At 72.1% G+C, this 20,530-nt stretch carries 23 protein-coding genes and 1 pseudogene; 14 read left to right on the top strand and 10 right to left on the bottom strand.

Translation table 11 applies throughout. The annotated features are described in order from the left end of the window. Nucleotides 1-39: 39 nt before the first annotated feature. Nucleotides 40-266: pseudogene (locus OG594_RS21020) on the bottom strand (potassium transporter TrkA); the annotation flags it as partial. Nucleotides 267-472: 206 nt separating this feature from the next. On the opposite strand from OG594_RS21020, the gene OG594_RS21015 reads away from it, so the two are divergent. After that, entirely contained in the window at nt 473-868 is a 396-nt protein-coding gene (locus OG594_RS21015) for a DUF4118 domain-containing protein (RefSeq protein ID WP_266601169.1), read from the top strand. A 27-nt stretch (nt 869-895) separates the two neighbouring features. Here the strand turns inward: OG594_RS21015 and OG594_RS21010 are convergent, their stop codons facing one another. Further along, nucleotides 896-1,600 carry a class E sortase gene (locus OG594_RS21010; RefSeq protein WP_266601167.1) on the bottom strand — a complete coding sequence of 235 codons (705 nt, stop codon included), beginning with the start codon at nt 1,598-1,600 and terminating at the stop codon, nt 896-898. Between the two features lie 294 nt (nt 1,601-1,894). Between OG594_RS21010 and OG594_RS21005 the strand changes: the two genes are divergently transcribed. The 7 genes from OG594_RS21005 (at nt 1,895) to OG594_RS20975 (ending at nt 7,411) form a co-directional block, all read left to right on the top strand. Further along, a complete protein-coding gene (locus OG594_RS21005) occupies nt 1,895-2,137 on the top strand; it encodes a hypothetical protein (protein ID WP_266601165.1) in 243 nt (80 codons plus the stop codon). 53 nt (nt 2,138-2,190) lie between these two features. Continuing rightward, a complete protein-coding gene (locus tag OG594_RS21000) occupies nt 2,191-4,434 on the top strand; it encodes a cation-translocating P-type ATPase (RefSeq protein ID WP_266603103.1) in 2,244 nt (747 codons plus the stop codon). Further along, a complete protein-coding gene (locus OG594_RS20995) occupies nt 4,431-4,961 on the top strand; it encodes a copper chaperone PCu(A)C (protein WP_266601163.1) in 531 nt (176 codons plus the stop codon). Before OG594_RS21000 ends, OG594_RS20995 begins: the two co-directional genes overlap by 4 nt. An 85-nt stretch (nt 4,962-5,046) precedes the next feature. Then, nucleotides 5,047-5,556, top strand: a complete 510-nt coding sequence (locus OG594_RS20990) for an NUDIX hydrolase (protein WP_266601156.1) — start codon at nt 5,047-5,049, stop codon at nt 5,554-5,556. A 78-nt stretch (nt 5,557-5,634) separates the two neighbouring features. Then, nucleotides 5,635-6,498 carry a SigB/SigF/SigG family RNA polymerase sigma factor gene (locus OG594_RS20985; protein ID WP_266601154.1) on the top strand — a complete coding sequence of 288 codons (864 nt, stop codon included), beginning with the start codon at nt 5,635-5,637 and terminating at the stop codon, nt 6,496-6,498. Nucleotides 6,499-6,584: 86 nt separating this feature from the next. Next, nucleotides 6,585-6,956 carry an STAS domain-containing protein gene (locus OG594_RS20980; RefSeq protein WP_266601152.1) on the top strand — a complete coding sequence of 124 codons (372 nt, stop codon included), beginning with the start codon at nt 6,585-6,587 and terminating at the stop codon, nt 6,954-6,956. A gap of 5 nt (nt 6,957-6,961) precedes the next feature. Further along, nucleotides 6,962-7,411: an ATP-binding protein gene (locus OG594_RS20975; protein WP_266603101.1), complete on the top strand. Its 450-nt coding sequence runs from the start codon at nt 6,962-6,964 to the stop codon at nt 7,409-7,411. Between the two features lie 76 nt (nt 7,412-7,487). Here the strand turns inward: OG594_RS20975 and OG594_RS20970 are convergent, their stop codons facing one another. Then, nucleotides 7,488-7,733, bottom strand: coding sequence for a DUF6296 family protein (locus OG594_RS20970; protein WP_266601150.1), 246 nt, complete (start codon nt 7,731-7,733; stop codon nt 7,488-7,490). Nucleotides 7,734-7,996: 263 nt separating this feature from the next. On the opposite strand from OG594_RS20970, the gene OG594_RS20965 reads away from it, so the two are divergent. From OG594_RS20965 to OG594_RS20955, 3 genes are all read left to right on the top strand, one after another. Continuing rightward, nucleotides 7,997-8,896: an aldo/keto reductase gene (locus tag OG594_RS20965; RefSeq protein ID WP_266601148.1), complete on the top strand. Its 900-nt coding sequence runs from the start codon at nt 7,997-7,999 to the stop codon at nt 8,894-8,896. A gap of 422 nt (nt 8,897-9,318) precedes the next feature. Next, complete coding sequence (locus OG594_RS20960; protein ID WP_266601146.1) at nt 9,319-9,810, top strand: lamin tail domain-containing protein; 492 nt, start codon at nt 9,319-9,321, stop codon at nt 9,808-9,810. 140 nt (nt 9,811-9,950) lie between these two features. Continuing rightward, nucleotides 9,951-10,226, top strand: a complete 276-nt coding sequence (locus OG594_RS20955) for a hypothetical protein (protein WP_266601144.1) — start codon at nt 9,951-9,953, stop codon at nt 10,224-10,226. A 47-nt stretch (nt 10,227-10,273) separates the two neighbouring features. Here the strand turns inward: OG594_RS20955 and OG594_RS20950 are convergent, their stop codons facing one another. Beyond that, nucleotides 10,274-11,317 (bottom strand): S66 peptidase family protein, encoded by a 1,044-nt coding sequence (locus tag OG594_RS20950; protein WP_266601142.1) that lies wholly within the window; start codon nt 11,315-11,317, stop codon nt 10,274-10,276. A 374-nt stretch (nt 11,318-11,691) separates the two neighbouring features. Between OG594_RS20950 and OG594_RS20945 the strand changes: the two genes are divergently transcribed. Further along, a complete protein-coding gene (locus OG594_RS20945; RefSeq protein ID WP_266601140.1) occupies nt 11,692-12,105 on the top strand; it encodes a C40 family peptidase in 414 nt (137 codons plus the stop codon). On the opposite strand, the gene OG594_RS20940 is transcribed toward OG594_RS20945, so the two are convergent. The 5 genes from OG594_RS20940 to OG594_RS20920 all read right to left on the bottom strand — a co-directional run bounded on the left by OG594_RS20940 (nt 12,087) and on the right by OG594_RS20920 (nt 17,110). Beyond that, the gene (locus OG594_RS20940) at nt 12,087-13,385 is read right to left on the bottom strand and encodes an MFS transporter (RefSeq protein WP_266601138.1); all 1,299 of its coding nucleotides are present in this window, start codon (nt 13,383-13,385) and stop codon (nt 12,087-12,089) included. The genes OG594_RS20945 and OG594_RS20940 overlap by 19 nt on opposite strands. Nucleotides 13,386-13,629: 244 nt before the next feature. Then, nucleotides 13,630-14,226 carry an MBL fold metallo-hydrolase gene (locus tag OG594_RS20935; protein WP_266601136.1) on the bottom strand — a complete coding sequence of 199 codons (597 nt, stop codon included), beginning with the start codon at nt 14,224-14,226 and terminating at the stop codon, nt 13,630-13,632. A 95-nt stretch (nt 14,227-14,321) separates the two neighbouring features. Further along, a complete protein-coding gene (locus tag OG594_RS20930; RefSeq protein WP_266601134.1) occupies nt 14,322-14,828 on the bottom strand; it encodes a DinB family protein in 507 nt (168 codons plus the stop codon). Nucleotides 14,829-14,881: 53 nt separating this feature from the next. Further along, nucleotides 14,882-16,054 carry an epoxide hydrolase family protein gene (locus OG594_RS20925; RefSeq protein ID WP_266601133.1) on the bottom strand — a complete coding sequence of 391 codons (1,173 nt, stop codon included), beginning with the start codon at nt 16,052-16,054 and terminating at the stop codon, nt 14,882-14,884. Between the two features lie 300 nt (nt 16,055-16,354). Further along, entirely contained in the window at nt 16,355-17,110 is a 756-nt protein-coding gene (locus OG594_RS20920) for a TetR/AcrR family transcriptional regulator C-terminal domain-containing protein (RefSeq protein WP_266601131.1), read from the bottom strand. A 98-nt stretch (nt 17,111-17,208) separates the two neighbouring features. On the opposite strand from OG594_RS20920, the gene OG594_RS20915 reads away from it, so the two are divergent. Both OG594_RS20915 and OG594_RS20910 read left to right on the top strand, forming a co-directional pair. Continuing rightward, the gene (locus OG594_RS20915) at nt 17,209-18,471 is read left to right on the top strand and encodes an FAD-dependent monooxygenase (RefSeq protein WP_266601129.1); all 1,263 of its coding nucleotides are present in this window, start codon (nt 17,209-17,211) and stop codon (nt 18,469-18,471) included. 179 nt (nt 18,472-18,650) lie between these two features. Next, a complete protein-coding gene (locus tag OG594_RS20910) occupies nt 18,651-19,295 on the top strand; it encodes a ScbR family autoregulator-binding transcription factor (RefSeq protein WP_266601126.1) in 645 nt (214 codons plus the stop codon). Nucleotides 19,296-19,388: 93 nt separating this feature from the next. On the opposite strand, the gene OG594_RS20905 is transcribed toward OG594_RS20910, so the two are convergent. Next, the gene (locus OG594_RS20905) at nt 19,389-20,525 is read right to left on the bottom strand and encodes a hypothetical protein (protein WP_266601124.1); all 1,137 of its coding nucleotides are present in this window, start codon (nt 20,523-20,525) and stop codon (nt 19,389-19,391) included. Nucleotides 20,526-20,530: the final 5 nt, after the last annotated feature.

Here is a 20,530-nt window from a genome sequence, read left to right as displayed (position 1 = left end):
AGTATTCCCCGCGCGCCCGATGCCGACGCCGACGGGCTCGCCGGTCTCGGTGCGGATCCGGGTCTCCCCCGACATCCGTCCGTTCCAACGGGAATGCGCGGAGGGCTCGATCGCGCACTCGTCGGGATCTTCACGGCGGTACGAGTACAGGCTCCGCGTCCCGTCGCGGTGGGCCATCACCGAGATGCGACGGCGCCACGCGTGGTCAGGTCGTCGCGGACGCCGATGCCCGGCAGCGGTGTTCTGCCCGGACGCGGCGCGGGCACGGGAAACCCCCCAGTGTGCGCGGTGACCGACCGAAGGGTGCCGCCAAGTCTCCGCCCCGGCAGCCACTTTGGCCACGCTTCGTTCGGGCGGCCGGGCGCGATGCGTGGAGCGGAACGCGCCCGCTGACGGCCCGGGATGCCCTCCCCCGCTGGTGCATCATCTCCGAGAGCCCCATCGGCGGGGCATCGCGCGAAGGAGGCGTCGCATGGTCGAGTGGAAAAGGATCAGTTCGGGCATTCGTCCCGTACCCAGCCCTGCCGCGACGACCTCGGTCTGGGCCGCGGCGGCCGTCGCGGCCGTCGCTCTGGTCGCCCTGCTCAACCTCATGGACGGACCCGACGACCCCACCGTCGACCTCATGGCGCTCTCCCTCGCCGTGGCCGTGGTGAGCACCGGAGCCCGCCTCACCGCCGCCCCCGGGACCGCCCTGCTCTGCTGGCTCGTCCTCAACGTCTTCGCGACCGCGCCCGTGGGCGAGCTCAGCTGGGACACCCCGTACGACCTGGTGCGCCTCGTCTGCCTGCTCGCCTCGGCAAGCACGGGAACCGTCGTCGCCCGCCTCCTCCACGCGCGCGCCGCGCACCGGCGGCTCACGCCGTAGCAGCGCGGCGGCGCCCGATGCCGTGGGTCAGCCGGCGGGCGTGGCTGCGGAGGTCTTGCGCAGCACGCCTATCTTGTCGATGCGGTGCTCGGGGTTGCCCTGGGCGTCCTTCCAGAAGTTCCCCTCGGCGTGGTCCTCCGGCGTGGCACAGGTCGAGATCGTGATCATGGCCTGGGTGGGGGCGGCCCCGGGCGCCCCGGGCACGGCGGCGCGCTGTTCGCTCAGCGAGCGCTCCGAGCGGAAGGACGTCTTGCGGGTGGTGGTGATCTCGTAGGTGTACACCACCTCGCCCACGGTCACGAGGACCGTGTCGCCCGGCCCGACGGCGGGCAGGTGCCCCAGCGGGCCACCGGCCGACAAGCGGTGTGCGGTGATCAGGAAGTTGCCCACCTGGCCCGGCCCGACCCCGCCCCGCTTCCCGTAGGGGCTGGCCGCCACGCCGAGGTCCTGGATACGGGTTCCCGCCACGTCGTCGGTGGTGCCCTCGTACGGAACCACGCGCAGCCCGGTGACACCGGCGGCGGGTATGGACAGCGTGGAGGCCACGGGCGCGGGAGCGGGGGCGGGGGCAGGAGCAGCGGCGGGGGTGACGACCGCGGGGGGCGTGGTGGCCGGGACGGAAGCCGGTACCGCGGCGCCGGCGGCGGTCGAGGGGGTGCACGCCACCAGCAGGGCGGTCACGGCACCGGCCAGCACGGCCGGGACGGCTCGGTACGGGAACGGCAAGGACATGGGCGTTTTCCCTGTCGGTCAGTCGGGCGGGCGGCCGGGGGTGCGTACGTGCGGTGGGTGGGGTGACCCGACGCGCCCGGCCAGAGTGACATACGGAGCAAGAGGTCCATAAGGGTCCGACCCTGTGACCTCGCTCCCGACGCGCGTGGAGGCGGACACACGGAATCCGAAGTCGCGGGAACTTCCTTCCGTTCCCCTGCGACTACCTCGCCGGAGGAAGTGCCGTCCCGGCTCCGGCACGGCCCGATCGGCACCTCGTCCGTCTGGAACCGAGTACAAGAATCCGGAGAGACGATGACGGACCGGCTTGAGTACCCGACCCTGGCGATCACCGCGCTGAAGCGCTGGGCCCCGCCGCCCGCTCTCGCCGGCTTCCTGGCGCTGCTCATAGTGATGTTCGGCGCGGCGTACGCGGTGGGAGCGGGCGCCGGCCCGGTGGCCCCCGGCATGCGGTCCACCGAAGTCGAGAGTCCGGCCTTCGTCGGGGACCTGGGACGGCCGCACGGGCACAGCGGCGGTACGGGTGGCACGCGGTGACGGCCGAGCGGACGGAGGTGGTGCTGGGCACCACCGATCTGGTCGTCGGCGGGATGACCTGCGCGGCCTGCGTGAACCGTGTCGAGAAGCGGCTGGCCAGGATCGAGGGCGTGAGCGCCACGGTCAACCTCGCCACCGGGCGGGCCCGGGTGCTGCATCCGTCGCACGTGACGGTGGGAGACCTCGTCTCGGCGGTCGAGCGGGCGGGCTACAGCGCCGAGGTGCCGGCGCCCCCCGAGCCCGCGGAGAACCGGACCGCGCCGCCAGCGGGCGCAGGGGCTTCCCCGGGCGGCGAGCAGGTGCAGCGGCTGCTGATCACCGCCCTGCTGTCCGTTCCGGTTCTGGCGCTGTCGATGGCGCCCGCCCTCCAGTTCCGCAACTGGCAGTGGCTGTGCTTCGTGCTGGCCGCGCCGGTCGCCGTCTGGGGTTCACTGCCGTTCCACACCCGGGCGGTACGAGGGCTGCGGCACGCGGCGGCGACGATGGACACCCTGGTGTCGCTGGGCGTCGTCGCTTCCTTCTCCTGGTCGGCGTACGCGCTGTTCCTGGGCGGGGCGGGCGATCCGGGGATGCGGATGCCGTTCAGCCTGCTGCCTTCGGCCGGCGGCGACGTGGCGCACATCTACCTGGAGGCAGCGGTCGGGGTCCCGCTGTTCGTGCTGACCGGGCGTTTCCTCGAGTCCCGGGCCCGCCGCGGCGCGGGGGAGGCACTGCGCTCGCTCGCCGGTCTGGCCGCCAAGGACGTGACCGTACGGGAGGACGGCCGCGAGCGGCTCGTCCCGATCGGGCAGTTGCGGGTGGGGCAGGAGTTCGTCGTCCGGCCGGGCGAGCGGGTCGCGACGGACGGGGTGGTGGCCTCCGGCGGTTCGGCCGTCGACCTTTCCCTGGTCACCGGCGAGAGCGAGCCCGTCGAGGTGGGCCCCGGTCGGGCCGTGGTCGGCGGTGCGGTCAACGCGGGCGGTCTGCTGACCGTCCGGGCCACCGCGGTCGGCGCGGACACCCAGCTCGCCCGGATCACCCGCATGGTCACCGAGGCGCAGTCCGGCAAGGCTCGGGCGCAGCGCCTGGCCGATGCGGTGGCGGGGGTCTTCGTTCCGGTGGTGCTGGCGCTGGCCGTCACCGTTCTCGGCTTCTGGCTCGGTGCCGGGGCCGAGCCGCAGGCAGCCGTCACGGCCTGTGTGGCCGTCCTGGTCGTGGCCTGTCCCTGCGCGCTGGGGCTGGCGACCCCCACCGCCCTGCTGGCGGCGACCGGCCGGGGCGCACAGTTGGGCCTGCTGGTCAGCGGCCCTCGGGCGCTGGAGACCCTGCGGCACGTCGACACCGTGGTCCTGGACAAGACCGGCACGCTGACGACCGGCCGGATGACCGTCGCGGGCGTGACGGCCGTGCCCGACGGGATGGGCCGGGAGCGGGCCCTGTGGCTGGCCGCGGCCGTGGAGCAGGGGTCCGAGCACCCGCTGGGCCGCGCCGTGGTCGCGTACGCCCGGCAGGATCAGCACCGTGGCCCGCTGGCCGAGGTGACCGAATTCCGAGCCACCGCGGGCATCGGCGTGACGGGGATGGTGGAGGGGCACCGCGTGGAGGTCTGCGCCGCCGGCGCGGACCTGCACCCGTCGCTGGACCGGGCCCTGGCCGGGGCCGAAGCCGCGGCACACACGCCGGTCCTGGTCCGGGTGGACGGCGCCGACCAGGCTCTGATCGCCCTCGGGGACGTCCTGCGCCCCGGCAGCTACCGGGCCGTCGACCGGCTGCGGCGGCTGGGGGTGGAGCCGGTACTGGCCACCGGTGACCGCGGGGCCACCGCGGCTCGGGTCGCCGCCGCGCTGGGGATCCGGGACGTGCACGCGCACTGCTCGCCCGAGGACAAGGCGCGGCTCGTCAAGGAGTTACGCGATCAGGGGCGACGGGTCGCGGTGATCGGCGACGGGGTGAACGACGCCGGCGCCCTGGCCGGAGCCGACCTCGGCATCGCCATGGGGAGCGGAACGGACGTGGCCATCGGCGCGGCCGATGTCACGCTGGTGCGCGGCGACATCGAGGCGGTCGCCGACGCCGTCGAGCTGGCCAGGCAGACCCTCAGGACGATCCGGGCCAACCTGGTCTGGGCCTTCGGCTACAACGTCGTCACCGTGCCGCTCGCCGCGGTGGGGCTGCTCAACCCGATGGTCGCGGCCGCGGCGATGTCGGTGAGTTCCCTGATGGTGGTGGCCCACAGCCTCCGGTTGCGCACCTGGCAGCCGGCACCGCACGTACGCCGGGCGGGCACGAGCAGCCGGACGAGGGGTACGGGGCGATGACGCATTCACCTTCGGAGCGGTCCCCGGGCGGCCGTCTCCCGATCGATCGACGCGTGCGCGAGGGGCTGCGCGCCGCGCTCGTCCCGGTGGTCGCCTGTACGCTCGCGCTGGCCGGCCTGACGGCCTGGACCTCGGCCGGCGCCGCGGGCAGCCCGCCGCAGATCGCCGCCGGGAACGGCCGGGTGCTGCTGCCCGACGGTGGGGGCCGGGACACGGCCGCCTTCTTCGACATCACCAACATCGGGGGCGCGGACGACCAGTTGACCGACGTGACGTCATCCGGTGTCGAGAAGACGCTGCTCAGCCGGCGGGAGAGCACCGGGCTCGGGCCCGACGTCGTCCGGACGGCGGCTCCGGTGCGGGTGCCCGCGGGCGGCACCGTCACCATGTCCCCCTTGGACCTGAGCGTCACGACGCGGACGAAGGAGACCCGTTGGGAGGCCGGCGACATGGTGCCGTTCGTCCTCCACTTCCGCTACAGCGCGCCGGTCGAGGTGGTGGCGGTGGTGGTCCGGCCCGGTAGCTGACCCGCTGTCGGGTGTCCGCCCGGTCCCGTGGCCGGGCGGACACCCGTACGGGCTTCCGGGCGAGGCCCCTGCGATCATGTGCCCCATGGGCGAACTGGTCGAGCGGGTCGACGAGCAGGACCACGTCGTGGCCGTCGTGGACCGGGCGGAGGCGATTCGGGAGCGCTGGCCGCACCGCATCGCGACGATCGTGTGCCGTGACGGCGACGGCCGGATCCTCGTGCACCGTCGCCCGGACGACGCGTCGCGGTTTCCCGGTCAGTTCAACTGGATGCTCGGTGGCGCCGTCGAGGTCGGCGAGTCGTACGAGGAGGCCGCGGCCCGGGAGCTCGCGGAGGAGCTCGGGGTCCGCGCCGTTCCCCGCTTCGTACTCAATTTCCTGTGCGACGGGGCGATCAGTCCCTACTGGCTGGGCCTTCACGAAGTCGTGATCACAGCGCCGGTCCGGCCCGACCCCAGGGAAGTCGCCTGGTTCGACTGGCTGACCGAGCCCGAACTCGATGAGCTCGTCCGCAGCTGCGCGTTCGTACCGGACGCCCGTGAGGCGTTCGACCGCTATCGCGCCCCGGGGCGCCCGCCCGCACACGAAGAGTGACGTACGGCCACGGCCCGCACAGCTTGAACCCCTCGTGAGCGGGTATGGGGCTCTGAGGGAACTCCCCGAGGAGGCTCCATGCCTGCCACTCTCCGTAGCCAGCCCGGCTCCGCGCCGCAGGATCCCCGCGAGATGCGCGATCCGCGGTCCGTGAGCACCGCCGACGCGCACGACCTGTCGGTCACGCTCTTCCGGCGGCTGCACGAACTGGACGAGGGGACCGCAGAGTACTCGTACGTGCGCAACACCCTGGTCGAACTGAACTTGAGCATGGTCAAGTACGCGGCCACGCGCGTCCGGCACGTCGGCGCGCCGTGGGAAGACGTCTTGCAGGTCGGCACCATCGGTCTGATCAAGGCCATCAACAGGTTCGATCCGGAGCTCGGGTTCGAGTTCATGTCGTTCGCCCTGCCCACCATCGTGGGGGAGATCAAGCGGTACTTCCGTGACACGAGTTGGGCCGTCCGCGTACCGCGGCGGCTGCAGGAGCTGCGCATCGACCTGGCCAAGGCGAGCGACGCCCTGGAGCAGGAGCTCGGCCACGTTCCGGGTGCGCGCGAGCTCGCCGAGCGGCTGGACATCACCGTGGAGGAGGTCCGCGAGGGTCGGCTCGCGGCGAACGGCTTCACCAGCCTCTCCCTCGACGTCCCCGTGACGGCGGAGGACGACGAGGCCCCCGGCGTGTCGTCCCGGAGCCTGGGCATCGAGGAGAGCCGCTTCGAGACGGTCGAGGACCTGGAATCGCTGAGGCCGCTCTTGGGAGAGCTGTCCGAACGGGACCGGACGATCCTCACCCTGCGGTTCGGGGAGGAGCTGACCCAGGCCGAGATCGGCGAGCGCCTGGGCATGTCGCAGATGCACGTCTCCCGGCTGCTGGGCCGCATCCTGGGCCGGCTGCGGGAGGGGCTGCTCGCCGAGGAACCGCCGACCGAGGCGGGATGAGGCGCCCCCTTCCGTACGCAACGGACGGGCATAGCCCGCCGGAACCCGGGCAGGTGCAGAGTGCACGACGGGAAGGGTGATGCCGGATGGTGCCGGAAGCGGAGAACGAACGCTTCACCGTCGCGGTGAGGACCGTGGACGGAGCGGTCGTCCTCACGCTCGCGGGGGAACTGGACCACGACACGGCGCAGCCGCTGCGGGACGCGCTCGACGGGGCGCTCGCCCCGGGCCGTCGGCTGCTGGTCGATATGACGGGCCTCGGATTCTGCGATTCCACCGGGTTGAACGTGCTGCTGAACACGCGCCTCGCGGCACAGGAGGCGGGAGCCGGCCTCGAACTGGCCGGTCTACACGGACCTGTCGCCCGGATGTTCCGCATCACCGGTGCGGACGGCGTGTTCCCCGTCCACGCCGATGTGACGGAGGCCCTGAGGGCGCCACACGGCGGAGGGACTTGAGCATCGTGGAGCAGCGCGGGCCGTCCGACCGGATCTGGAGCCTGATGCTGTCCGGAACCACCGATGTCGTCTCGCGCAGCCGTGACTTCGCCCGCCAGGCACTGACCGCCTGGCGCTGGCTCCCGGGGACGGGGGAAATCGACCGCGAGAGCGCCGAGGACGTGCTCCTGCTGGTGTCGGAGGTGGTGGCCAATGCCTGCCTGCACGGTGGCGGGCCCCGTGCGCTCGTCCTCGACTGCTCGGCCGAGCGGCTGCGGATCGAGGTCACGGACTGCAACCCGGCCCCGCCGGTGCGGGTGCCGGCGCACGGGCCGGGCGACCCGGGAAGGCCGGTCGGTCACGGACTGCTGATCGTGGAGCGTCTGGCCCGGGCCTGGGGCTCGGAACCGGGGGTGGACGGCAAGCGCGTCTGGTGCGAGGTTCCGTGCCCGCCGGGGATCAGCGTTCCCGGATGACGGTGGCGAACCAGTGGCGGACCCAGTGGCGCACCCCGCACCGTCCGGCCACTCCGCGCCGGCGGGCCACTCCACGTCACGCGCTGGGCACGGCCCGCACGCTCACCCGCGATGCGGGTTCCTGGTGGCCGCCGCTCGCGATCATGCGTACGTCGCCCTGGTCGCTGATCTCCGCCTGCACGATTCCGGTCTCGTCGGCGTAGATCGGATGGCCGCCGGGGCCGGTCCGATCGGTGCGGTGAACGAGGACGGACTCCTCGCCACCCGGTACCGCATGGTCAGGGCCGGCGAATACCAATTCGTACCTGCTGTCCCGTCCCATTCCGGCCTCCTCGCGTACGAATACCCCGTCGCCACCATTATCGGGCAGAGCGACTCGGCTGCGCGCTCCCGGGCACGGGCTGGGGCGAGGAAGCTTCAGCAGGAATAACGCCCCGCACACCTTCAGGATTCCGGGTCGCGATGTGATCTTCCGCCACCCCTGCACGCCTTTCCGGCACGGCTTCCACCTGCGCATACTCCAGGACCCGCCTCGCCCCGAACCATCGGGGGACGATGGCCGATCGGATGGAGTTGATCAATCAGATGACGTCGCACACGGTTACCGCGGCAGCTTCGGGCACATGGGTGCTCGGTGATCTCACGGTCAACCGGATGGGCTTCGGCGCCATGCGCCTGACCGGCAGCGCGGCCTTCCACGAGGGCACTCCCAGCGACCGCGGGCGGGCGATCGCCGTACTGCGCCGGGCGGTCGAGCTCGGCGTCGACCACATCGACACCGCCGCGTTCTACTTCTCGCGGCTGCGTTCGGCCAATGAGCTGATCAACTCGGCGCTGGCGCCCTACGCGGACGACCTCGTCATCTCCACCAAGGTCGGCCCCGCCCGGGACGCCTGCGGCAGGTGGGCCGAGTCGGCCCGGCCCGACCAGCTGCGCGGCCAGGTCGAGGAGAACCTGCGCCAACTCGGCCGGGACCACCTCGACGTGGTGAACCTCCGCGTCATGGGCCAGGAGTCCGTCAGCGAGCACTTCGGGGCCCTGTCCGAACTGCGCGACGCCGGGCTGGTCCGTCACCTCGGCATCTCCCACGCCCGCCCGAAGCACCTGGCCCAGGCCGAGGCGATCGCACCGGTGGTGTGCGTCCAGAACCGCTTCGGAATCGACGCGCCCGACCCGAAGGGGATGCTCCGCGCCTGCGCGGCGCGCGGCATCGCCTTCGTGCCCTTCTTCTCCATCGCGGGAGAGGGTGCCGAGGCCGGCACCGTCCGGACCGAGCACGACGCGGTCCTCGCCGTCGCCCGGGCGCACGGAGCGTCACCGGCGCAGGTGCGGCTCGCCTGGATCCTGGGGCAGGGCGCCCACGTTCTGGCCATCCCCGGGACGGGCAACCCGGACCACCTCGCCGACAACGTGGCAGCGGGGGCACTCCGACTGGCGCCGGAGGAGCTACGGCTCCTCGATTCGATCGGCCGCTCCGCAGCCTGATGCCGGCGGCGCGCCCTTGGCTCCCGCCGGGAGCTCGGGGCGATGGAACACCAGAACCGCTCGCGTGCGGGCGTCCGAAGAAACGGTCGGACCATTCGTTACAGGGGCCTGAACCCGTTCGGCGCAGAGCGGGAGGGGGTCGCGAGGGCGGCACGTCGGTGTACGAGCGCCTCCGTCTCCGGGCCTGCCAAGGCTCGTTCGGTGCGCGCCCTCCGTTCGCGTCAGCGCGGCATTGACATGTGTCCGATACACGGGAGAGTCACCGATACATCCGCATTTTGCAACACGCCCCGAATTAGTGGCTTTTGATGGTGGTTGGGGGTCAGAGTGTGGCTCCTCGGCAGGACGCCGGGAACGGTTCCAGGCCCACCCGCCGTACACGAGGCGGGACCGGGCTGCTGTCTGTTGAAGGGGTCATCTTCATGTCTGCTTCTCTCGCCACCCGCCGGTTCGTCGCCGCGCTCCTGGCTGCGGGCGCCCTCGTCGGCGCCGCCGCCCTCCCGGCCACCGCCGACGACCACGGGCGCGACCGCGACCGCGACCACCGGGCTCCGCACTCCTCGATCGTCATCAGCGACGTCCAGTACGGCACCGGCGGCCGCGACCGCTCCGCCCGTGCGCTGAACCGGGAATGGGTCGAGGTCGAGAACACCGGGCGCAGGAGCGTCAACCTGCGCGGCTTCACCCTCACCGACCGGCAGGGCAACCGGTACCGGTTCGGCGACTTCCGCCTGGACGGCCGGTCCAGCGTGCGCGTCCACACCGGCCAGGGTCGCGACACCCGCCACGACGTCTACCAGGACCGCCGCCACCAGATCTGGGACGAGCGCGACTCCGCCACCCTGCGCGACAACCGTGGCAACGTCCTCGACACCGACTCCTGGAACGGCCGCCGGCACCACCGCAACGGCTGACCCCGACGGGTCACCGGCCTGACGCGCGCCCGCACTCCCCGCACGGTGGGGGTGCGGGCGCGCGCCGATATCGGGCTGCAACTGTCAGAGGGGGGTGGCAGGATCATCGGCGGTGATCCGACCACCTACAGGGGGCAGGGATGGGGAGCACGACGTTCGAGTGGCCGCGCGGCGCGGAAGCACGGGACACGGAGGCGCTGGAGTCGTGGCTCGCCGTGCACGGCTGGGAGGTCGACCCGACGGTGTTCATGGCCGGCGGACTCGGCCCGGCCGTACAGGTGCAGCCGATCGGCGGGGCGGGTCAGGACGGGGAGCCCGGGCTGTTGATCCTGCCGGGCGAGACCGTGGAGTACGCGCGGGACCGGATGCGCATCGCTCCCCGGTCGGCCGCTCCGGCCGCCTGCGGGGCCTCGTAGGACCGCCCGCCCGGAGCCCGGGCCCGGTACGTGACTCAGTGCGTGACTCAGTACGTGACGACGATCCGGCGTGCCGGGCCGTCCACCCGGATGCGACCTCCGACGGGGATCACGACCTGCGGGTCGGTGTGGCCGAGGTCGACGTCGAACACCGCCATGGTGTCGGGGGCGTACTGGTGCAGGGCCCGTAGGACGGCCTCGCGCTGTTGCCGGCGGAACTCCGCCTTCGCCCCGGCATCGAGCCGGTTCTCGAACGACCAGCTCTTCGCCCTGCCCATGAGCAGCGCGGGGAACTGCCGCAGCAGCCCGCGTTCGCCCATGCCGCGCAGGATCCGGTAGACCCCTTCGGCGGGCATCATTTCCTCGTCGGTCTCCAGGAACAGCACGTTGCCGGCGTAGGATTCGACCGGCCCCGCCACGCGGTCGGCCATGAGCAGCCAGGAGATGATCTCCAGGTTGCCGCCCCAGCTGATGCCTTCGACGACCCGGTCGGGGTTGTGCCAGGACCAGCCGTCGGCGGGTTCCATGGGGGGTTCGGACGCGAAGGTCTGCGGGTCGTCCCAGGGCCTGTCGGTGTCCCCGCAGGCGCTCGCCGCGGTGAGTTCGTACTCGCCCGAGGTGAACAGCGCGGCCCGGAGGGAGTCGGCGGTCGACGGGTGCATCGCGCCGGGCCGTCCGAGCCCGACCATGACCGACCCGCCGTGGTAGCCGACGATGCCCAAGTCCCGCAGGAACAGCAGCAGGTTGGTGTTGTCGCTGTAGCCGAAGAACGGCTTGGGGTTGGCGCGCAGGAGATCGCGGTCGAGGTGGGGAAGGACGGTGATCTGGTCGTCGCCGCCGATGCTGGCGATCACCGCCTTGATCTCGGGGTCCGCGAAGGCCGCGTGGATGTCCGCGGCCCGCGCCTCGGGGGTCGCACCCATCGTCCGGGTCGTCGGATACTCCACCGCCTTCAGCCCGAAGTCGTCCTGGAGTCTGCGCAGCCCCAACTCGTAGGGCTGCGGGAACAGGCCGGGGAGGCCGGACGAGGGCGAAAGTACGGCGACCGGGTCTCCGGGGCGGGGCTTCACGGGATAACGGGGATTCTCCATCCGATGATCATAGGAGTCGGCGGATCCGACCCCGCATCGATTATCCGGGGCGAGCCGGCATCAGCACGACGGACCGGCGCGTCAGGCGCGCCCATGTGACGATCATTCAGACCTATGATCTCGAATCGAATGCAAAATCGAGACAAATGAGACTGTGTCCCGCGCTGCTCGGCGGATCCCGTCGGAGAAAACTGGTCCGCCGTCAGAGCCATGACGTATCCGACCGAGAACAGGACCCCGACCACTGATCTGACTGCTACCTGCCAACCGACTGCGGAGGTATCACGATGTCCTGCTTGAGGACCGACTTCCGAAAGGCCCCCAAGGGCCTTCACACCACGTGTTGTTGCTCCAGAGCCCGCGCCATACTCTCCTTGCTGCTGCTGACGGCCGCCGTAACGACCGGCCCCGCGGCCCCGGCGCACGCCGCCGCCGCCCCCTACGGCGCCAAAGCCGTCGCGGTGGCCGCCTCCAAACAGGGCTCGCCGTATGCCTACGGCGCCACCGGACCCAAACGCTTCGACTGTTCGGGCCTGACCCTCTACGCCTTCAAGAAGGCGGGCAAACGGCTGCCGCGCACCGCCGAGCAGCAGTACGAGCACACCCTCCACATTCCCGAGGCCGATCGCGCGGCCGGGGACCTGGTCTTCTTCCCCAGCGGCGCGACCATGACCCACGTCGGGATCTACGCCGGCGACGACCGCATCTGGCACGCTCCACGTCCCGGCACCCGGGTGCGCCTGGAACGGATCTGGAGCTCAGCGGTCCGCTACGGGCGCGCCACCTGATCGGGCGCCCGGCCGGTCCGGGCCCTTCGGTCCTGGTCTCCCGCCGCGACGGCGGCCGGACCCGGGTCCGCGGGCAGCCTGCGTACCGCCCGTACGCTCGGGGCGAGCAGCAGCACCAGGCTCGCCAGGACCATCAGTGCGGCACTCCAGAGAAGGACGGACTCCGTACCGAGGGAAGTCGCCGCGGCGCCCACGACGAGATAGCCCAGCGGCACGGACATGAGCTCACCGGCCTGGTTCAGGGAGCTGACCCGCCCGAGCACCTCGGACGGAAGCTGTTCCTGCACGGCGGTGTTCCAGCACACGATCGCGATGTCGAGGCCGATGCCCGCCATGGCGCTCGCCCCGGCCAGCACGGCGAGCGGCGCGCCCCAGGCGAGCGCGAGGAACGGCAGCGCGAGAGGCAGGTTGGCGCACACGCACACGACCATGAGCCTGGACGGCTTCCATTTGAGTGAAACGATCCCACCCAGGAGCAGGCCCACCGCGAACGCCCCCTGGACGATTCCCCAGGAAGGAGCACCCAGATGACTGCTCTGGGCCACCACCGGGCCGAGGAGCTGATAGCCGCCGAGCCAGAGGGCGACGACCACGGTGCCGGACAACGTATAGGACCAGATCCAGAAGAGACGGGAGAACTCTTTCCAGCCGTCCTTGAAGTCACGGAAGACTGAAGCCGCGGTCTTGGCGGGTCCGGACACGTCGAGACGGCTACAGAGGAAGGCCGCGACCGCGAAACTGGCGGCGTCCCAGCCCAGGGTCAGTTCCGGGCCGACGAGGGCGACGAGGGCGCCGCCGACCGCCGGCGCGAGGATGCGGATGAGATTGAGGGGCAACCGCATCAGCGCGTTCGCCTGCTGCAGCTCGCCGGGATCGACGAGCTGCGGCAGCAGGCTGTTCATGGCGGGCTGGGTCAGTGCCGACGCACAGCCCGCCAGTGCCGCGAACAGGGCGATCCGCCCGGTGGTGGCCGTTCCCGTCGCCACGAGCAGTGCGACACAGCCCTGGGTGACGGCAGGCAGCACGTTGCCGATGACGATGACCCGTTGCCGGGAGAACCGGTCCGCGAGCACTCCTCCGACGAGGAGCAGGACGAGCTGCGGGGCGGTATTGGCGGCGAGGACGATCGCCAGGGAGGCCGGGCTGCTGTCGAATCCGAGCACGGCGAAGGCCAGGGCCACGGGGGCCATCGCCGTTCCGCTCATCGAGATCAGGCGTGCCAGGAGGAATAACCTGAACGGCTTGTGCCGCAGCGTGGAGAGGGATCCGTGTCGAACCATTCGAGGGACACTAACCTGCTCCCGCGCAGGTGGCGGAGCCAGGGGCGGGCTAGGTCCGGTCGTCACAGTGGCGTCGGCCGAGCCCGCGGCGTCCGGTGCCACGGGGTCTCCCCAGGCCCGCAGGGCCGAGGGGAAGCAGGGAACCTGGGGGTCCCCCGGACGGAGTCCGGGAGATCATGTGCGGTGCCGGGCGTCGCGGACCCGACGGGACCTTGACGACAGGACCTAGGAGGGAGCCGGCGCCTCAGAGCGATTCGCCGGGCCGCAGATAGCGGTAGCCGTGCGAAGTCTCCTCACCGAGCCAGCCGTTGACGCTGCTGAGACCGCGGTCGTTGATCTGCGCGTCATGAATGGCGAACGCCCGCTGCGGCGCCACGGCCTTGACGAAATCGATCACCTCCGCCATTTTCAGCCACGACCCCTGCACCGGCACCAGCAGCGTCTCGATGTCCTGCTCGGGCACGTGCAGCGAGTCACCCGGGTGGTAGAGCGCGTCGTCGACGACGTATCCGAGGTTCGCGCAGTCGGGTTGACCACCGTAGATGAAGGCATGGCGGCCGCCGACCGCCCGTATGCGAAAGCCCGCGGCGGTGAACTCCGTACCGGAGGACACCCCGATGACGTCCAACGTGGGGATGTCCGCCTCGGCGGGGGCGTAGACCGGTACGCCGAGCCCCGCCAGGCGCAGTACGTCGACGTGGTCGGTGTGCTCGTGGGTCACCAGCACGGCGTCCGCGCCGGCCAGGGCGGCCGGTTCGCTCCACGTACCGGGATCGATGACGAGGACCCGGCCGTCCTGCTCGATCCGGACACAGGCATGGGTGTACTTCGTGATGCGCATGGCTTCGGACCGTACCGCGCCGGCCCCGCCACCGCCCGGCAATCTTCCGGGTCATGGGCGGGGCACGGGCGGGGGCACGGGCGGCCACGGCGGGGTCATTCCCCGGTCGTGCCGTCGATGGCCTCGCGCAGCAGGTCCGCGTGCCCGTTGTGGCGGGCGTACTCCTCGATCATGTGGGCCAGGATGTAGTGCAGCGAGTACGACTGGTCGCCGGAGTGCCCCGTGACGTCGAGGGACTCGGCGGCGTCCACGATCGCGCGCGACCGCTCGCACGTCTCCTCCCAGATCCTGAACGAGTCCGCCACGTCCGCGTCCTCGACGAGGAACTCCGTCCGCTCCCCCGCCTCGTTCTCCGGGAAGTAGCCCCGTACGTCCTCCCCGCCCAGGACGTTGCGGAACCATCCGCGCTCGACCTCCGCGAGGTGCCGCACCAGCCCCAGCAGGCTCAGCCGGGACGGGGCGACCGCCCTCGTCCGCAGCTGCTGCTCGCTCAGCCCCGCGCACTTCATCATCAGGGTGTCCCGCTGCCCTTGCAGGACGCTGGTCAAGGTGGCGCGCTCGTCGCCCGTCAATGCGGGCCGGGTCCGCTGTTCGTCGATCACCGGGCGATCATCACATCCGGCCCGGGCCCCGGCCACGCCTTTCCACATGCTGGTCAGCGCAGTTGTCGGAAGAAGGCGCGGATGTCCCCCACCAGCAGATCGGGCACCTCCATGGCGGGGAAGTGGCCGCCCCGGTCGTACGAGGTCCAGCGCACGATGTTGTCGGTGCGCGCGGCGACGTGGCGCAGCGGGATGAAGTTGTCCCGGGGGAAGTCGGCCAGTGCGGTCGGGGTCCGCGACACCTCGGGCGGCCGGCCGGCGTACGCGGCGCGGGCCCGCTCGTAGTAGATGCGGGCCGCGCTGCCGGCCGTTCCGGTGAGCCAGTACAGCGTCACGTTGGTCAGCATCTGGTCCCGGTCCACCGGGCACGCGGGATCGCTCCACTCGATGAACTTCTCCGCGATCCAGGCGAGCAGCCCGACCGGCGAGTCGTTGAGCCCGTACGCGAGGGTCTGCGGCCGGGTCGCCTGGATGTCGGCGTACCCCTGCCGCTCGCGCGCCCACGTCCGGTACCGCTCCCAGGAGGCCAGCGTCCGCTCCCGTTCGGCGGGGGACAGCGCGGCCAGTTCCTCCGGTCCGGGTTCGGCCGTGGCCCCGCCCCCGGGCAGCAGGTTCAGGTGCACTCCGATCACGTGGTCCGGCCGGATCAGCCCGAGTTCCCGCGAGATCGCGGCGCCCCAGTCGCCGCCCTGCACCCCGTACGACCGGTGGCCGAGGCGGTCCATCAGCACGCCGAAGGCCCGGGCCACCCGCTTGAACTCCCAGCCCGTCTCGGTCGTGGGTCCCGAGAGGCCGAAGCCGGGGATGCTCGGCAGTACCAGGTGGAAGGCGTCCGCCGGGTCGCCGCCGTGCGCCCGGGGATCCGTGAGCGGGCCCACGACGCGCTGGAACTCCACCGGCGAGCCCGGCCAGCCGTGGGTCATCAGCAGTGGGGTCGCGTCCGGCTCGGGCGAGCGGACGTGGGCGAAGTGCACCCGCGCGCCGTCGATGACCGTGGTGAACTGCGGCCACTCGTTCAGCCGGGCCTCGGCCGCCCGCCAGTCGTACTCTTCGCGCCAGTAGTCGACCAGCTCCCGCATCCGGGCGAGCGGCATCCCGTACGCCCCGCCGACCCCGGGCAGTTCGTCGGGCCACCGCACCCGGCCCAGCCGCTCCCGCAGGTCGTCCAGCTCCCCCTGGCCCACGTCGATCCGAAACCGGTGCATCCGCTCGTCAAGATCACTCATGCCGCGCATGCTAGGTCCTGTCGTCACAGTGGCGTCGGCCGAGCCCGCGGCGTCCGGTGCCGTGGGGTCTCCCCAGGCCCGCAGGGCCGAGGGGAAGCAGGGCGAGGCGGAGGGGCGCCCGTGTACTAGACGTACTCGGGCGCCCCGACAACGCACCGAGGTGCGGTGCCGGGCGGCGCGGGCCCGACGGGACCTTGACGACAGGGCCTGGGCGGCGAGGTACCCCCGCAGCGCTGTCAGAGCGGGTGAGAAGGCCGATTCCGGGGGTGCCGCACCGTCCCGGCCGGCCCGTGCGTGATGTCAGTTCCCGTCCGCGCGGCGGGTCATCAACAGTTCGAGCCCGTCCAGGATGCGAGCCAACCCGAACTCCAGGGCCTGGTCCCGCCCGCCGTGTTCCGCCGCCGAGGCCAGGGCCGCCCCGAGTGCGGGGAAGCGGTCCCCGTGCGTGCGCATCACCTCGCCCAGCACCGCCGCGAGCTGGGCGTCCGGCCCCTCCCCCACGGCCCCGGCCCCGGACACGGACCCGGACCCCGCACCGGCGGCCCGCTCCTGCTCGGCGATCCCGCGTACGTGCCCGGCGAGCAGCACCACCGCGTCCATCGCCTCGGCCCCGGTCAGCCCGCACCCGTCGAGCGCGGCGAGCGCCCGCTCCATCCACTCCAGTTCCCGGGGGCCCATGACCCGCACGCCGACGGTCGCTTCCAACAGCCACGGGTGGAGCCGAAGGCCCTCCAGCAGCCCCCGCGCCCACTCTTCGAGCCGCTCCCGCCACGGGCCGCCCGGCGACTGCGCCGCCGCGGGCATCGCGCCCTCCACCATCAGCGCGACCAGTTCGGCCTTCCCCGGCACGTACCGGTACAGGGCCATCTTGGTGACGGCCAGCTCCGCGGCCACCCGCTGCATCGACGCGCCGCCCAGGCCCTCCGCGTCGGCGATCTCGATACCCGCCCGGGCGATCCCCTCCAGCGTGAGCCCCCGCTTCGGTCCGCGCGCGGGCCCGGCCGGCGGCGGCCCCCACAACAACCGTACGGCCGGGCCCCACTGATCGCTCGTCATCGCCTTCACCTTGCGCTCGCACCAAAACTGCGTCTACCGTACACGGTATCGAATCAGTGTCCGCTGGACACAGTTGTTTTCCAGACCAGGAGTCCTCCATGACCGCATCGCTCGCGCGGACCGACTACCCTCGCCCCGCGGCCCGCACCGTCCTCGTCTCGGGCGCCGGCGTCGCGGGCCCGGCCCTCGCCCACCGCCTCGCCCACCACGGCCTGCGGCCCACCGTCGTCGAGGTCGCCCCCGCCCTGCGCCCGGGCGGCCAGGCCGTCGACTTCCGCGGCGGGACCCAGCTCCGCGTCCTGCGACGGATGGGGATCTTCGACAAGCTCCACCGCGTCCGGACCGGCGGCAGCCCGATGACCTTCGTCGACGCCGACGGCCGCGAACTCCTGCACCTACCCGCCGAGTTCGCGGGAGGCGACATCGAAGTCCTGCGCGGCGACCTCTCCCGGATCCTCTACGAGGCCTCGCTCGCCGCCGGTGCCGCATACGTCTTCGGGGACTCCCTCACCTCCCTCACGGAGACGACCACCGGCGTCGACGTCACCTTCCGCCACGCCCCGCCCCGCACCTTCGACCTGGTCATCGGCGCCGACGGCCTCCACTCGAACGTCCGGCGCCTGGCCTTCGGCCCGGACGCCGACCACGTCACCCACCTCGGCCACTACGCCGCCACCTGGAGCCTGCCCCACCACTCGGGCCTGGGCCTGGACCTGCGCCCCGGCGCCGGCTCCATCGGCCACAACGCCCCCGGGCGCTTCGCCAGTGTCGCCGCGGACCACACCGACCCCGCCCGGGCCCGCGCGTTCCTCGTCTTCGCCTCCCCCGAGCTCGCGTACGACCGCCATGACCCCGAGGCCCACAAACGCCTCCTGCGCCGGGCGTTCGCGGGCCTGCCCTGGAAGGTGGACCGCCTCCTCGACTCCCTCGACACCGCCGACGACCTCTACTTCGACTCGATCAGCCGCGCCGACGTCCCCGCCTGGTCCGCCGGCCGGATCGCCCTCCTCGGGGACGCCGCCTGCGGCGCGACCATCGGCGGGATGGGCACCGGCACCGCGGTCCTGGGTGCGTACGTCCTGGCCGGCGAACTCTCCCGCTCCCCCGGGGACCACCGGGCCGCCTTCACCCGCTACGAGTCCCTGCTGCGCGACTACGCCCAGGACCGCCAGAAGGGCGGTGACCGCACGGGCCGCTTCCTCGCCCCCTCGTCGAAGCTGGGCCTGCGCCTGCGCAACGCCCTGCTCAGCAAGCCCCGCATCCTCGCCCGGATGCTCGAGGCGGCGAAGGACGCCACCGCGCTCGCACTCCCCGACTACCCGGACCGCCCTGTCAACTCGCCTTCGACATCGGCCCATTGACGTCCGCACACGTGCGCCGCCGAAAAAGAATCACGCAAAGAGCCACACAACTCCCCGAACCGCTCCCCGCCTCCGCAAAAAAGTACCTGCCGACTGGTTTCCTTTCGCGTTGCCCGACTAGATTGACGGGACACCGCGGCGAACACCGCTCGGGCAGTGACCAAGGGGACGAGCAGGACGTGGCGAGGGCCAGACAGGAGCGGGCCGAGATCACCCGCCAAGCCATACTCGACGGCGCGGCGACCGCCTTCGACCTCAGCGGGTTCGAGGGCACCAGCCTCAGCGACGTCGTCAAGCACGCCGGAGTCACCAAGGGCGCCCTCTACTTCCACTTCCCGTCCAAGGAAGCCCTCGCCCGCACCCTGATGGACGAGCAGTTCCAGGTCTCCGAACGCGTCCCCGCCATCGAGAACCCGGGCCTGCAGACCGTCATCGACCTCACCCACCACATGGCCCACGGCCTGCGCACCGACGTCCGCATCCGCGCCGGCATCCGCCTGGTCATCGAGTTCGGCTCCTTCACCCACCCCGACCCGACCCCCTACGACGCCTGGATCGACATCTGCCGCAGCTGCCTGACCCCCGCTCAGCAGCGCGGCGACATACACCCGTCGCTCGACGTCCGGGACCTCTCGACCCTGCTCGTCGGAGCCTTCACCGGCATCCAGGTGACCTCGCACGTCCGTACCCGCCGCGAAGACCTCCACACGCGCGTCACCGACCTGTGGAACTTCCTCCTCCCCGCGATCGTCCCCCCGCAGCGCATCACCCGTTTCCACCCCACGGGCACGCCCGAGACGGCCCCGCCCTCCCCCACCCACTGACGCAGGACGGCCCCGCACACGCCGTGGCGAACCACGGGGGTGCTCGCCACGGCGTGCCCGAGACCGCCCTGCCCGGAACGAACCGACCCGGCCCTACGGCCGGGGACCCTCCAGGACGTACGCCTGCTTGGACGCACAGGTCCAGATCACCGGCCGGACCCGGTTCTGCGCGTCCAGCGCGGCTCCCCCGACCCGGTCGTCGTCCGTGACGGCGAAGGCGGCGGTGAACAGGGACGGGCCCAGCCCCGGCAGGACGCGCATCGGCCCCTTGCCGGTCCAGTACTGCGCCCGGGCCGGCGGGCTGTCCGGCGGGAGCGGCGACGCGTAGCTGAACTCCGCCAGGCCGACCGCGACGCCGGTGTTCGGGCTGATCGAGTCGAACGTTCCGCCGATCGCGCCGGGTGCCCGGGGCGCGTACGCCGCAGGGCCGTCGGGGCGGTTCCACACCACGGCGAACTCCGCGCTGTCGGGCCCCTGGCCGCGCCGCGCATAGCCGACGATCCGGCCCGAGTCGTCGATCTCCCGGGTGACGTGGTGGTCCCCCGTGTCGTCAAAGGGCGCCAGCACCGAGGGCGTCGAGTCCGGGTACGCGGACCAGTAGAGCCCCGGGGCGGCGAGGAACTGGGCGCCGGGGCGCCGTTCCAGCTCCCACCCGTTGCCCGATACCTGCCCGGCGTTGTTGAGGCCCGACGTCTCGTAGAGCACGTATCCGGCGGGCGAGGGCAGTTCGCGGCGCACCCTGCCGCGCGACCATTCCACGCCGATGGTCCGGTTCTGGGCGGCGTCCCAGAGGCTGCCGACGATGACGCCGCGGTCGTTGACCCCGCCCACCTTGTCCCCGCCGGGCAGTACGGTGATGGCGGGATCGCCGTGCCGGTAGCTGAACGCCTTGCTGCCCTCGCGGGTGGTCACCTGCCCGACCATGAGGCCGGACCGGTTGACGTCCACGACCCAGCCCGTGCTGGATCCCTCGGGCACCGGCACCGCGTACACCTGTTCCCCGATCCAGTACGCCGGCTTCATGCCGGACATGCCGACCGCCAGGCGCGAGTGCCCCGGTGCGATGGCCGAGACCTGGGTGCGGCGCACCCAGGGGCTCGGGTGCGGATCCTCGGTGGCGGACAGCGTCTGGAGGACCTGGATGGAGGGCTTGCAGGATGCAGCCGTTGCCCCCGCGGCCGCCTGCGCGGGAGCCGTCATGCCGAGGGCGGCGAGGAAACTGCCCGCCACGGCGA

This window comes from Streptomyces sp. NBC_01214 (genome assembly GCF_026340975.1).
Taxonomy (GTDB): Bacteria; Actinomycetota; Actinomycetes; order Streptomycetales; family Streptomycetaceae; genus Streptomyces.
Note: the sequence above shows the minus strand (reverse complement) of the source record. Positions and strands in the feature narration are given on the sequence as shown.

Bases quoted from the DNA above. Each gene is read 5' to 3' on its own strand.
- OG594_RS21015 (WP_266601169.1), top strand. From the start codon at position 473: ATGGTCGAGTGGAAAAGGATCAGTTCGGGCATTCGTCCCGTACCCAGC.
- OG594_RS21010 (WP_266601167.1), bottom strand. From the start codon at position 1,600: ATGTCCTTGCCGTTCCCGTACCGAGCCGTCCCGGCCGTGCTGGCCGGT.
- OG594_RS21005 (WP_266601165.1), top strand. From the start codon at position 1,895: ATGACGGACCGGCTTGAGTACCCGACCCTGGCGATCACCGCGCTGAAG.
- OG594_RS21000 (WP_266603103.1), top strand. From the start codon at position 2,191: ATGACCTGCGCGGCCTGCGTGAACCGTGTCGAGAAGCGGCTGGCCAGG.
- OG594_RS20995 (WP_266601163.1), top strand. From the start codon at position 4,431: ATGACGCATTCACCTTCGGAGCGGTCCCCGGGCGGCCGTCTCCCGATC.
- OG594_RS20990 (WP_266601156.1), top strand. From the start codon at position 5,047: ATGGGCGAACTGGTCGAGCGGGTCGACGAGCAGGACCACGTCGTGGCC.
- OG594_RS20985 (WP_266601154.1), top strand. From the start codon at position 5,635: ATGCCTGCCACTCTCCGTAGCCAGCCCGGCTCCGCGCCGCAGGATCCC.
- OG594_RS20980 (WP_266601152.1), top strand. From the start codon at position 6,585: ATGGTGCCGGAAGCGGAGAACGAACGCTTCACCGTCGCGGTGAGGACC.
- OG594_RS20970 (WP_266601150.1), bottom strand. From the start codon at position 7,733: ATGGGACGGGACAGCAGGTACGAATTGGTATTCGCCGGCCCTGACCAT.
- OG594_RS20965 (WP_266601148.1), top strand. From the start codon at position 7,997: ATGACGTCGCACACGGTTACCGCGGCAGCTTCGGGCACATGGGTGCTC.
- OG594_RS20960 (WP_266601146.1), top strand. From the start codon at position 9,319: ATGTCTGCTTCTCTCGCCACCCGCCGGTTCGTCGCCGCGCTCCTGGCT.
- OG594_RS20955 (WP_266601144.1), top strand. From the start codon at position 9,951: ATGGGGAGCACGACGTTCGAGTGGCCGCGCGGCGCGGAAGCACGGGAC.
- OG594_RS20950 (WP_266601142.1), bottom strand. From the start codon at position 11,317: ATGGAGAATCCCCGTTATCCCGTGAAGCCCCGCCCCGGAGACCCGGTC.
- OG594_RS20940 (WP_266601138.1), bottom strand. From the start codon at position 13,385: ATGGTTCGACACGGATCCCTCTCCACGCTGCGGCACAAGCCGTTCAGG.
- OG594_RS20935 (WP_266601136.1), bottom strand. From the start codon at position 14,226: ATGCGCATCACGAAGTACACCCATGCCTGTGTCCGGATCGAGCAGGAC.
- OG594_RS20925 (WP_266601133.1), bottom strand. From the start codon at position 16,054: ATGAGTGATCTTGACGAGCGGATGCACCGGTTTCGGATCGACGTGGGC.
- OG594_RS20920 (WP_266601131.1), bottom strand. From the start codon at position 17,110: ATGACGAGCGATCAGTGGGGCCCGGCCGTACGGTTGTTGTGGGGGCCG.
- OG594_RS20915 (WP_266601129.1), top strand. From the start codon at position 17,209: ATGACCGCATCGCTCGCGCGGACCGACTACCCTCGCCCCGCGGCCCGC.